Origin of the sequence: Halomonas eurihalina (assembly GCF_008274785.1) — a bacterium.
Taxonomy (GTDB): Bacteria; Pseudomonadota; Gammaproteobacteria; order Pseudomonadales; family Halomonadaceae; genus Halomonas; species Halomonas eurihalina.
In genome coordinates this window covers 36,598-48,641 of the sequence record NZ_VTPU01000021.1, presented here as the reverse complement: position 1 = coordinate 48,641, position 12,044 = coordinate 36,598, and the positions used below count along the sequence as shown (strand labels likewise).

8 protein-coding genes and 1 pseudogene are annotated in these 12,044 nt (G+C 60.1%); 3 read left to right on the top strand and 6 right to left on the bottom strand.

Translation table 11 applies throughout. The features are described 5' to 3' along the window. The 6 genes and pseudogenes from FZZ93_RS18445 to FZZ93_RS16435 form a co-directional block, all read right to left on the bottom strand. Positions 1–95 (bottom strand): annotated as a pseudogene (locus FZZ93_RS18445) (electron transfer flavoprotein subunit beta/FixA family protein); the annotation flags it as partial. 292 nt (positions 96–387) lie between these two features. After that, complete coding sequence (locus FZZ93_RS16455; RefSeq protein ID WP_149323385.1) at positions 388–1,518, bottom strand: acyl-CoA dehydrogenase family protein; 1,131 nt, start codon at positions 1,516–1,518, stop codon at positions 388–390. An 11-nt stretch (positions 1,519–1,529) separates the two neighbouring features. Beyond that, positions 1,530–2,726, bottom strand: coding sequence for an acyl-CoA dehydrogenase family protein (locus tag FZZ93_RS16450; RefSeq protein ID WP_149323384.1), 1,197 nt, complete (start codon positions 2,724–2,726; stop codon positions 1,530–1,532). Between the two features lie 105 nt (positions 2,727–2,831). Next, positions 2,832–4,085 carry an acyl-CoA dehydrogenase family protein gene (locus tag FZZ93_RS16445; protein WP_149323389.1) on the bottom strand — a complete coding sequence of 418 codons (1,254 nt, stop codon included), beginning with the start codon at positions 4,083–4,085 and terminating at the stop codon, positions 2,832–2,834. 63 nt (positions 4,086–4,148) lie between these two features. Next, complete coding sequence (locus FZZ93_RS16440) at positions 4,149–5,144, bottom strand: NADPH:quinone oxidoreductase family protein (protein ID WP_149323383.1); 996 nt, start codon at positions 5,142–5,144, stop codon at positions 4,149–4,151. 61 nt (positions 5,145–5,205) lie between these two features. Next, the gene (locus FZZ93_RS16435) at positions 5,206–7,008 is read right to left on the bottom strand and encodes an acyl-CoA dehydrogenase (protein ID WP_149323382.1); all 1,803 of its coding nucleotides are present in this window, start codon (positions 7,006–7,008) and stop codon (positions 5,206–5,208) included. 360 nt (positions 7,009–7,368) lie between these two features. On the opposite strand from FZZ93_RS16435, the gene FZZ93_RS16430 reads away from it, so the two are divergent. The 3 genes from FZZ93_RS16430 (at position 7,369) to FZZ93_RS16420 (ending at position 12,011) form a co-directional block, all read left to right on the top strand. Next, positions 7,369–9,462 carry a 3-hydroxyacyl-CoA dehydrogenase NAD-binding domain-containing protein gene (locus FZZ93_RS16430; protein WP_149323381.1) on the top strand — a complete coding sequence of 698 codons (2,094 nt, stop codon included), beginning with the start codon at positions 7,369–7,371 and terminating at the stop codon, positions 9,460–9,462. Between the two features lie 51 nt (positions 9,463–9,513). Continuing rightward, complete coding sequence (locus tag FZZ93_RS16425; RefSeq protein WP_149323380.1) at positions 9,514–10,698, top strand: acetyl-CoA C-acyltransferase; 1,185 nt, start codon at positions 9,514–9,516, stop codon at positions 10,696–10,698. A gap of 122 nt (positions 10,699–10,820) precedes the next feature. Next, complete coding sequence (locus tag FZZ93_RS16420) at positions 10,821–12,011, top strand: MFS transporter (protein ID WP_149323379.1); 1,191 nt, start codon at positions 10,821–10,823, stop codon at positions 12,009–12,011. The last annotated feature ends 33 nt before the right edge of the window (positions 12,012–12,044 follow it).

Here is a 12,044-nt window from a genome sequence, read left to right as displayed (position 1 = left end):
TTGACGTTGGTGAGGTCAACGTCGGAGTTATCCGGCTTGACCCGGATCTTGACGTTGTAGTCGATGACGCGTTTGACACATACCACTATTTTCATTTTCAGATCTCTCTTGTCGGCTATTGACACCAACGCCGCAGAGACGCAACACGATCGAAATCGTGCCGGCCTCTGCGGTCTTGGGAGCAACGGATCAGCGGTCTTGTACGAAAGGTCGACGAGCGAAGGTGATGGCCAGGCCCATTCCTAACGGGCCCGCGCGCGACAGGGCTCTCCCGAGTCAAAAAGCACAGTTTACGAGGGTAAATGAGCATTTTGATCGGACTCGCGCACAAGATCGATTTCACCATCACATCACCGAGTGCAGACACCTTTTGCCGCCCCTGGGGCATCACGCCACCTGGGCGTCACCTATCAGTCGCTGAAGGTGCTCATCCCGGGAGCCCAGCAGGGTATTGATCATGGTGATGCGCTTGAAGAAGTGGCCGACATCGAGTTCATCACTCACCCCCATGCCACCATGCAACTGCACCGCCTGCTGCCCCACCAAGCGACCGGCACTGCCCACTTTCACCTTTAGCATGGAAGCAGCACGACTGGCCTCCTCGCCACCGGCGGTGGCGGTAATCGCGCCGAAATAGAGCATCGAGCGTGTCTGCTCACACTCCATGAACATATCGGCCATGCGATGCTGGAGTACCTGGAACTTGCCGATAGGCTGGCCGAACTGTTTACGCACCTTGCAAAACTCGACGGTGGCATCGAGCAGCTTTTCCATGACGCCAACCGCCTCGGCAGACAGCGCTACAATGGCATCGTCCAGCGTGGCCTGAATGGCCCCATGGGCACTGTCGACCTCCCCCAAAAGGCTCGCCTTAGCGTCATCGAAATGAATATCAGCAGCGCGAAAACCGTCATTGGTCGGGTAGCTCTTCAGCGTGACACCCGGCTGAGCGGGGTCTACCAAAAACAGTGACAACCCATTCCTATCGCCTCGCTTCCCGCTGGTACGGGCAGCCACAAGCAGAAGATCGGCACTTGGCCCTCCCAGCACCACGGCCTTGTGCCCCGTGAGGCGATAACCGGCTTCGCTGCGCTCGGCCGATGTTTCGATATCTGTTATAGACGTATGTGACTGCGGCTCGATATAAGCAAACGCCAGCTTGAGCTCACCGGCAATAAGCGGTTCAAGCAGCTCCGCCCGCTGGCTCGCGCTACCGTGGCGCTGGATCAGGTTGCCGCCCAACACCACGCTTGAAAAGAAGGGCTCTACGACCAGGCCACGACCGAGCTCGATTTGAAGCACCATCAAGTCGGTCAGGTTCCCGCCCAGGCCACCATATTCCTCATCAAAAGGGAGTGCCAGCCATCCCAGTTCGGCAAAGAGCTTCCAGTTTTCCTCACTGTAACCAAGCTCGCTCTCGCTCAGACGGCGACGGGTTTCGAAGTCGTAATCGTTCTGAATGAACTTCGCGGCACTGTCCTGGAGCATCTGCTGAATATCGTTGAGTGCAAAATCCATGGTCGTCTTCCTTAGAGTTCCAGAACCGCTTTGGCGATGATGTTCTTTTGAATTTCATTGGTGCCACCAAAGATGGTGACCTTGCGATTGTTGTAGTAATGGGGTGCCGTGTCTGGGGCAAAGTGCGGCTCTATCATGTTCGCCTCGCCGCCTTCCTCGTACTGCTCCGGCACGAAAGGCAAGGCATAGTGGCCGGCAGCCTCGAGATAAAGCTCATCGATCATTTGCTGTACCTCGGTTCCCTTGATCTTGAGTATCGATGACTCTGGCCCCGGTGCCTTGCCCGTCGCCACCGCGGAAAGCACTCGCAGCTCGGTAAATTCAAGCGCCTTGAGTTCGATCTCGGTTTCCATGACACGGGCCATATAGACGCTGTTGTCGACAAGGCTGGGCATGCCGGCCGGCGGCTCGGCAAGCATGTTGCGGAGTCGTTCCAGGCGCTGCTTTGATGTCGCCACACCGGCAATGTTGGTGCGCTCGTGGGTCAGCAAAACCTTGGCATAAGTCCAGCCCTTGCCCTCTTCCCCCACCAGGTTCTCTACCGGTACGCGCACCTCATCGAAATTCACTTCATTGACTTCGCGCCGGCCATCCAGGGTGATGATAGGTGTCACGCTGACACCGGGGGAGTTCATGTCGATCAGCAGGAAACTGATGCCTTCCTGCTTCTTGCCGGTATCGCTGGTTCGCACCAGGCAGAAGATCCAATCGGCATAGTGGCCAAGCGTGGTCCAGGTCTTGGTGCCATTGACGATATAGTGATCGCCATCTCGGACGGCACGGGTCTTGAGCCCAGCCAAATCCGAGCCTGCATTGGGTTCGGAATACCCCTGACACCACCAAACCTTGCTGGCGAGAATGTCGGGCAGGAAGCGCTGCTTCTGCTCCTCATTGCCAAAGGTATAGATGACCGGTGCCACCATGGTGAGGCCGAAAGGAATGATGCGTGGTGCCCGGGCTGCTGCGGCCTCATTGTTGAAGATGTACTTCTGCGTAGCGCTCCAGCCCGTACCACCGTATTCCTCCGGCCAGTTCGCCCCGGCCCAACCCTTGGCATAGAGCGCCTGCTGATAAGCAATCTGGTCTTCACGGCTGATACGCAGGCCCCGCTGGATCTTTTCCTTCACCTGGGGAGGAAGCTCATTTTGAAAGAAGGCCCGCACCTCGTCACGGAACGCCAACTCCTCGTCTGTCAAATCGATGTTCATAGCCGTCAGCAACCTCTCAGGACAAGTATTGAAATAACGCTACCATTTACAGAACACGCTATCAAATTGCGATATCAAGTTCTGCAAAGCGAAACAAAAACTCATTCAGCTTCGCAGAGGCGGGGTCAAATACGCTGCCCCCTTGCCCTGCAAGGCCTGCCGTTCCTTCACTTCCATGCGCGCAATCTTGCGCAAGTGCACTTCATCGGGGCCATCGGCAAAACGCAGCGCTCGCCCCTGAGACCACATATCCGCCAGCGGTGTGTCTGGACTCAACCCCATGGCACCGAAGGTCTGCATCGCCCGATCCACGACCCGCGTGTGCAAACTGGGGACCAGCGCCTTGATCAGGGAGATCTCCTTAGCCGCTGCCTTGGCACCGACCTGGTCGATCATCCAGGCGGCTTTCAGCACCAATAACCTGGCCTGCTCGATCTCGAGCCGGGAATGGGCGATCCAATCGGATACCGCACCGTATTGATGAAGATGCTTGCCGAAAGCCTTGCGCTGCCCAGAACGCTCGATCATCAGCTCCAGGGCCAGCTCCGCCTGGCCAATGGAGCGCATGCAGTGATGTATCCGGCCCGGCCCGAGGCGTGCCTGCGCCATGGCAAACCCCTCTCCTTCTTCACCCAGCAAATAACTGACGGGCACCCTGACATTGCGAAAGGTAATCTCGCAGTGGCCATGGGGATTGGTATGGTTCATTACCGTAATATTGCGTTCCACCGTCACGCCCGGCGTGTCATGGGGAATCAGGACCATGCTTTGCTGACGATGAGGTTCCACATTGTCCGGATCGCTCTTGCCCATCAGGATGAAGAGCCGACAGCGGGGGTGGCTGGCATTCGAGATGAACCACTTGCGTCCGTTGATGACATAATCTCCGCCTTCGCGGGTAATCAACGTCTGGATATTGGTGGCATCGGATGACGCTACGTCCGGCTCGGTCATGGCGAAAGCCGAACGAATCTCGCCGTTGAGCAAGGGTACGAGCCACCGTTCGCGCTGTGCCGGCGTTGCGAACATGTGCAACAGCTCCATGTTGCCGGTATCCGGCGCATTGCAGTTGAATACCTCGGCGCTCCAGGGCACCCGGCCCATCTGTTCTGCCAGGGGCGCGTACTCCAGGTTGGAAAGCCGCGATCCGGGCTCATCGTCGCGCAGCCCGGGCAGGAACATATTCCACAGTCCTTCGGCACGCGCCCGCGCCTTGAGATCCTCCATGAAGGACACCGGATAGTGGCCGGCCCTAACCTCGTCGCGGTGTTGCCCGATGCGAGGAACGATATGCTCCTCCATGAATTGCATCAGTTGCGTACGCAGCGCCTGGGTCCGCTCGCTGAATTCGAAGTTCATCATTCGACTCCTGTACGGCCAACAGCTTCGATGTGCCTGGCCGACGTAAACGTGAGAGGGAGGTCAGCACGGCTCGGCAGCGTCGGGCACCAGTACCAACTTGCCACTGACCCGGCGATCGAGTACTCGACGCAAGGCCTCCGGGGCACGCGACAGCGGCAATGTCTGGTCAATATGCAGACGCACCTTGCCTTGCTCGTACCAAGCGAAGAGTTCCTGCATATTGGCCATGAACGTCGCTGGTTCCCGACGCACGAAGGCGCCCCAGAAGACACCCACGGCGGAGAATTCCTTGACCAGCGCCAGGTTGACGGGAAGCTTGGGTATCTCGCCGCTGGCAAAGCCGATGACGAGCAGCCGGCCATAGGGCGCCATGCTGCGGGCACAAGTATCGAACTGGGCGCCACCTACCGGGTCGTAAACCACATCGACACCCTTGCCATCGGTGAGCCGCTTCAATTCCCCGCGCAGCTCCCGGGTCTGATAATTGATCAGCTCATCGGCGCCATTGGCCTTTGCCAACGCCAGCTTGGCATCGGTGGAGCAGGCCGCGATGACCCTGGCCCCCATGGCCTTGCCAATCTGTACCGCAGCCAGGCCGGTGCCCCCTGCCGCCCCCAGCACCAGCAGGGTTTCGCCGGATTGCAATTGACCGCGCTGCTTCAACGCGTGATGCGCCGTCCCATGCGCCAGCACCAGACTGGCGGCATCCGTAAACGGCATGTCCTTCGGCATCGCCATCAGCCGTTGAACCGAACAACACACCTTTTCTGCATAGGCATCGTAGTGATCGCTCACGCCGATCACGCGCATGCCAACCGTGTATTCCGTGACGTCCGACGCCACCGCATCCACGGTACCGGCGAACTCCACGCCCGGCGTGAAAGGGAGATCAGGCTTGGCCTGATAGCTGCCCTCCACCAGCAAGCCATCAGGAAAGTTCACTCCGATGGCTTCAATGGCCACCCGTACTTCTCCGCTACGCGGTACAGGTTCTTCGACATCGCGATACTGAAGGCGCTCTACGGGTGCAAACTGCTCGCATACGATAGCTTTCATGGGCTCGCTCCCTACTATTGGAGGGTGGGTCAAGGTTTCAGAAGAAGAGTGGTTCGAGGTTTCAGAAATTGTCGGCCGACACCTCAAGACAGGTGGTATCCAGAGCACTCAATAGCCGGCAGGCATGTTCGATCCTGGGCAATTCCCAGCGGAAGAAATACTGGCAGGCCATGTATTTACCTCGATAGAAGGCCCGAGCTTCATCATTGGAGGTATCCTCCACGCGCAAGGCGACCTCGGCCTGACGCAGCCAAAGCCATGCCACGACAAGATGACCGAAGGCATCCAGGTAAAGCGACGAATTGGCAAGCGCAAGCTCCGTATCGCCTGCGCGCAACACTCGCGACAGCGTTTTGGTGGTGTCGCGGAGCATGTCGAGAGCGGCGTGCAGGGAATCGGAGAACTCGCGCATTCGTGCATAGCTGCGGGCGTGCTGAATGCTGAGTTCGATCTCGCCGCAGAGCAGCTCGAAGGCTTCCCCCTCACGCATCATTACCTTGCGGCCCAATAGATCCAGCGACTGGATCCCTTCAGTGCCTTCGTGGATAGGGTTTAGGCGATTGTCTCGATAGAGCCGCTCCACAGGGTAATCGCGGGTATAGCCATAGCCGCCATGCACCTGGATCGCCAGTGAATTGGCTTCCAGGCAATAGCGGGACGGCCAGGACTTGAGTACCGGCGTCAACAGATCGAGCAAGGTTCTGGCTCTCTCCCGCTCAGCGGCCTCCCCGCTCCAGGCCTTTCGATCAGCCAACTGGGCGCCATAGAGAGACAGGCACAGGCCGCCCTCGACATAACTCTTCGCCGCCAGCAGCATGCGCCGTACATCGCTATGGGCGATCAGCGGTTGCGGCGGCGACGAGGCATCCTTGTTCCCGACGGGGCGCCCCTGATGACGCTCCTGCGCATAGTCCAGCGCATGCTGATAGGCCGTATAACCCAGCCCCACGGCTCCTACGCCAACACCTATCCGCGCCTCATTCATCATCTGAAACATATAGGCCAGGCCCTGGTGAGGCTCGCCAACGAGATAGGCGACGGCTCCACCGCGCTCCCCAAAATTGAGGATCGTGGATGTCGTGCCGCGATAGCCCATCTTGTGGATCAAACCGCCCAGGACCACATCGTTACGTGCCCCGAGTGCGCCATCCTTTTCGACTAGATATTTGGGTACCAGAAAGAGCGACAGCCCCTTTACGCCTGCCGGTGCTCCCTTGATTCGCGCCAACACCAGATGAACGATGTTTTCGCTGAGTTCATGGTCGCCGGCAGATATAAACATCTTGCTGCCATGCATGAGGTAGTGGCCGTCATCCGTGGGTAGCGCCGTGGTCGCGATATCGCCAAGCGACGACCCGGCCTGAGGTTCTGTCAACGCCATGGTCCCGGTGAAGCGCCCATCCAGCAGTGGCTGACGATAGAGACGACGCAGGCTCTCCGACCCAAAAGTGCCAATGACATTGGCATTGGCCGCACTGAGGGAGGCATAGGCCAATGTCGAGACATTGGCGGCACTGAAGATCGCCTTGCAGGCAACCGATATCGTGAGAGGAAGCTGCATTCCACCCAGGGCGTAGTCCTGAGTCGCCGCTCCGAAGCCGGCGTCGTAGTACTGAGCGAGTGCCGCCTTCACTTGAGGAATCAAGGCCACTTGCTGGTCCACGCAGCGAGGCTCGTTCTCATCCAGCTCAGCCGCGTGAGAAGCGAAGTGATCGATAGCGATGGACTCGGCCGTATCGAGGGTAGCGTCGAAGGTCTCGCGGCTGTGTTCGGCGAATCGCTCGAACGATACCAGTCCATCGGCTCCCATTACCTGATAGAGCAAGAAGTCCAAGTCACGCCGACAAATCAGCTTAGAACTCATCTCATTTTCCCTTCATGCCGTCCCGCGGTAGCTGTGCCAGGCACAGAAGGCAGTCAGGCGGCAGCGGCTTGCAGAGCGATTTAATGAAATATACATTCGCAGAGCGAAACAACAAAAGTCAATAGCGCTCAAATATTTCATTACTCACTCAGCGGGAGTGCCTGACAACGCCCTCGACGCCCCTCTGAGCTAGCCGGCGACCTGGCTGTAACCATGCATTTTCAAACCACGGAACCGCTATGCGAAATCAAGTTTTGCAATTTACCATGCGTATCGTAAGATGGCCCAGCGACCCTGCCTATCGACCTGTAGAACCTGGGTGCCAATCGTCATTCGTCCAGAGAGGGGCTTGAGATCACCATGAGTGAACCCGTTACCTATGAGCAGCACGACAGCATCTTGCTGATTACCGTCGACAACCCCCCGGTCAATGCGCTTTCAGCCTCAGTGCGCAAAGGACTGACCAACGCCTTCGATGCCGCCGAGCAGGAACCTTCCGTAAAGGCAGTCGTTCTTCGCTGTGAAGGACGAACCTTCATTGCCGGCGCCGATATCACCGAGTTCGGCAAGCCGATGCAGCCACCGGCCCTGCCGGAAGTTCTCGCTCAGCTCGATACGCTTTCCAAACCGGTGGTGGCCGCGCTACACGGCACGCCTCTCGGGGGCGGGTTCGAAACGGCACTGGCGTGCCACTATCGGATTGCCGAAGCATCGGCGCGAGTGGGATTGCCGGAGGTCAAGCTCGGGCTGCTGCCGGGCGCCGGTGGCACCCAGCGCTTGCCGCGACTGATCGGCGTCAAGGAAGCGTTGGACGTTATCGTATCGGGTCGCCAGGTTGCCGCTCCCGATGCCATGTCGCTGGGGGCCATCGATCGAATCGCCGAAGGCGATCTGACCGAACAGGCCCTGGCTTATGCGCGTGAACTGGTGGACGCTTCGGCCCATCTTCGCCGTTGCAGCGAAATGCAGGCAGATACCGTCGAACTGGAGTCAGGCTTTTTCGATACCTATCGCGCCCAGATCGCCAAGAAACAGCGAGGACTCGAAGCGCCCCAAGTCTGCATCGAAGCCATCGAAATGGCCACCAGGCTGCCGTTTGCCGAGGGCTTGAAGAAGGAGCGCGAGCTGTTCCTGGAACGCCTGTCATCTGCCGAATCGGCCGCCCTGCGCCATGTGTTCTTTGCCGAGCGCCAAGCGCCCGTGGTGGCCGACCTACCGCGGGACACACCGAAACGGGAGATCCGCCGGGTCGGGATCATCGGTGCCGGCACCATGGGCTCCGGCATCGCCATCAATTTCCTCAATGCGGGCATTCCCGTCACCCTGCTGGAGATGAAAGGCGAGGCTCTGGAGCGCGGTATCAACACCATTCAGGCCTATTATGACGATCGCAAGGCCAAGGGCCGCATATCGGAGCAAAAGGCCGATGCCTGCTTCGCTCAACTGACCGGTACGCTCGACTATGCTGACTTCGGCGACGTCGATTTGGTCATCGAAGCCGTTTTCGAGAACATGGCCGTCAAGCACGACGTTTTCGCCAGGCTCGATGACGTCTGCAAGCCGGGGGCCATTCTGGCCACCAACACCTCCTATCTGGACGTCAACCAGATTGCCGAGGCCACCTCTCGCCCGCAGGACGTGCTGGGCCTGCATTTCTTCAGCCCCGCCCATGTCATGCGCTTGCTGGAGGTCGTGCGTGGCGACAAGACCGCCGACGACGTGCTGGCCACAGCCATGAAGTTGCTCGGCACCATCGGCAAAGTGGGCGTCATCTCCGGCGTCTGCGACGGCTTCATCGGCAATCGAATGCTCAAGGGCTATGGCCGTGAAGCCGGCATTCTGCTGATGGAGGGCGCCAGTCCCGCCCAGATCGATGCCGCAATGAGTCGCTTCGGCATGGCCATGGGGCCGATGACGATGGGCGACCTCGCCGGCCTGGACATCGGTTATCGAGTGCGCGAAGAACGCCGCCAGCGCGGGGAGGCCGTTTCCCCCACCGACGGCGCCGTGGCCGACCGTCTGGTGGAACAGGGGCGCCTGGGGCAGAAAAGCGGCATGGGCTACTACCGCTACGAGCCTGGATCTCGCAAGCCGCTGCCCGACCCGGAGGTGGAGGCAATCATCGCGCAGGCCGCCAAGGATCTCGGCATCGAGCGCCGCGACATCAGCGAAGAAGAGATTCTGCCGCGGCTGATCTATCCGCTGATCAACGAAGCGGCAAAGATCCTCGAGGAAAGTATTGCTCAAAGGCCCAGCGATATCGATGTGGTCTGGATCAACGGCTATGGCTTCCCGACTTACCGGGGCGGCCCCATGCACTATGCCGACAGCATCGGACTGGCCTCCATCCTCGACACTATCAAGCAGTATCAACAGCGCTACGGCGACATCTGGCAACCTGCCCCGCTGCTGGAACGGCTGGTCAACGAAGGTAAGTGCTTCGCCGACCTCTGAGTCGCCCTCGACCACGCCTCTCACCAGCCGTCGCCAACAAGGAGTTCAAAGATGAAAGAGGCCGTTATCGTCTCTACCGCACGCCCCCCCATCGGCAAGGCATACCGGGGGTCGCTCAACAACACCCATGGTGCCCAGCTCGGCGGACATGCCATACGTCATGCCGTCGAACGCGCCGGCATCGACCCGCACGAGATCGAAGACGTCATCCTGGGCTGCGGCCTCCCCGAGGGGGCGACCGGTGGCAATATCGCCCGCCAGGCAGCATTGGCCGCCGGCCTGCCGGTCACCACTGCCGGCGCCACCATCAATCGCTTCTGCTCATCGGGCCTGCAGGCCATCTCCCTGGCGGCACAGCGCATCGTCGTCGACAACGTGCCGATCATGGTCGCAGGCGGCATCGAGTCCATCAGCCTGGTGCAGAATGAGCATTTCAATCGCTTTCGCACCCAGGACGATACGCTCAAGGCCGCCCATCCGGCGATCTACTACTCCATGATCGAAACCGCTGAAGTCGTCGCCAAGCGCTACGGCATCACGCGGGACGCGCAGGATCACTACGCGTTGCAGAGTCAGCAACGCACTGCCGCCGCCCAGCAAGCCGGGCGATACGCCGAGGAAATCGTACCGATCGAGGTCACCCAGGCAGTCGTCGACAAGGAGACGCAAGCGGTCTCCTACCGCGACGTGACACTGGACCAGGACGAGTGCAATCGCCCTCAGACCACGCTGGAGGGTTTGGCCAGCCTCCCGCCCGTCATGCACGAGCAGGGCGTGATCAGTGCCGGAAATGCCAGCCAGCTTTCCGACGGTGCCTCGGCCTGTGTGGTCATGGACCGCCAGTTGGCCGAGCAGCGCGGTCTCTCCCCTCTGGGGATTTATCGCGGCATGGTGGTCGCCGGCTGTGAGCCGGACGAGATGGGCATCGGGCCGGTCTTTGCCGTCCCCAAGTTGCTCAAACGACACGGCCTGTCGATCGATGATATCGACCTGTGGGAACTCAATGAGGCTTTCGCCGTGCAGGTGCTCTATTGCCGCGACCGACTGGGGATCGACAACGACAAGCTCAACGTCGATGGTGGCGCCATCTCCATCGGCCACCCCTATGGCATGAGTGGCGCTAGAATGGTTGGCCATGCCCTGCTCGAAGGCAAGCGCCGTGGCGCTCGCCATGTAGTGACGACAATGTGCATCGGCGGTGGCATGGGCATGGCCGCCCTGTTCGAGATCGCCTGAAGACAGCCGGCCACACTCGTAACGTCTCTCTCGGCCCTGACGGGCTTTGTGGGTTGTGCCAACAGGTACAACCCTTTTTTCTGGTTACCGAGGCGCCTCTCGCTTTGCTGGAGTAATCCTGGATGACTCTCTGGTTACTGTTTACCGCTTTACTCGCCACCGCCACCGGCCAGGGTGTCGTGATGACGCTGCTGCCTCCGCTCGGCCGCGAGGTCGCACTAAGCGAATTCCAGGTGGCCATCATCATTTCCTCTTCCGCGCTGATCTATGCCCTGGGGACGACCATCTGGGGACGGGTGAGCCTGCGCTTCGGCCGGCGCCGCATCATTCTTGTCGGGCTAGCCGGCTACACACTGGGTACCTTGCTGTTCACGACCGTCTTCTCACTCGGCATGCGAGGGTTCCTGGCCGGGTTGCCGCTGTTTGCCGCACTCCTCGCCAGCCGCATGCTGCAATCCTCGGTCATGTCCGCCACGCCGCCCGCCGTACTTGGCTATGCCATCGCCTTGACGACGCCCGACAGGCGCCTGGCCGCGATCAGTCGGACCACTTCGGCCAACAGCCTGGGGCAGGTCGTGGGACCGGCCTTCGGCGGTTTGCTGGCAGCCCTTGGCCTGCTGGTCCCCCTGTATGCCGTCGCGCTGCTGACCTTTCTAGCACTGGGCTGGCTATGGCGTAACCTGCCCGACGATCGCACCCTGCCCAGGCAGCCTGAACAACATACCGACCACGATACCACCGGCGAGCGGCTCTCCTGGGCATCCTGGTGCTATCTGATCGTGGCGGCTTCCCTGTTTTCGGCAATGGCCATGATTCACCAGACCCTAGGGTTCTTCTTCATCGATGTATGGGGACTCTCGGCCTCGCATGCTGCCCAGCGGGTCGGCTTCGTCCTCATGACGCTGGCCCTGGTCTCGGTCGCAGTCCAATTCGGTTTCGTCCAGCGCAGTCACTGGGGGGCCGGTCGTATGCTGATGCTCGGGCTACCAGCCCTGGTGCTGGGCTACGCCTTGCTGGCATTCGCCACTAGCATGACCAGTGTACATCTTGCCATGGCGCTGATCGGTCTCGGCATGGGATTGAGCTATCCGGCAGCCGCCGCCACGGCAACCGCGACCGGGAGTGCCCGGCAGCAGGCCAAGGCAACCGGGCTAATTTCTGCCACACCGGCGGTAGGCTTCATCGTCGGCCCCTTGATTGCCGCGCCACTATATCAACTGCACACCACCGCACCCTTCATGGCTGCCGCACTTCTCATGGCGCTCATGCTGGCCATCCACCATCTTTCCGGCATCCGGGTAGCCGCACCATGACCCTCACGGGCAGAACCGGGGTTCACCACACGC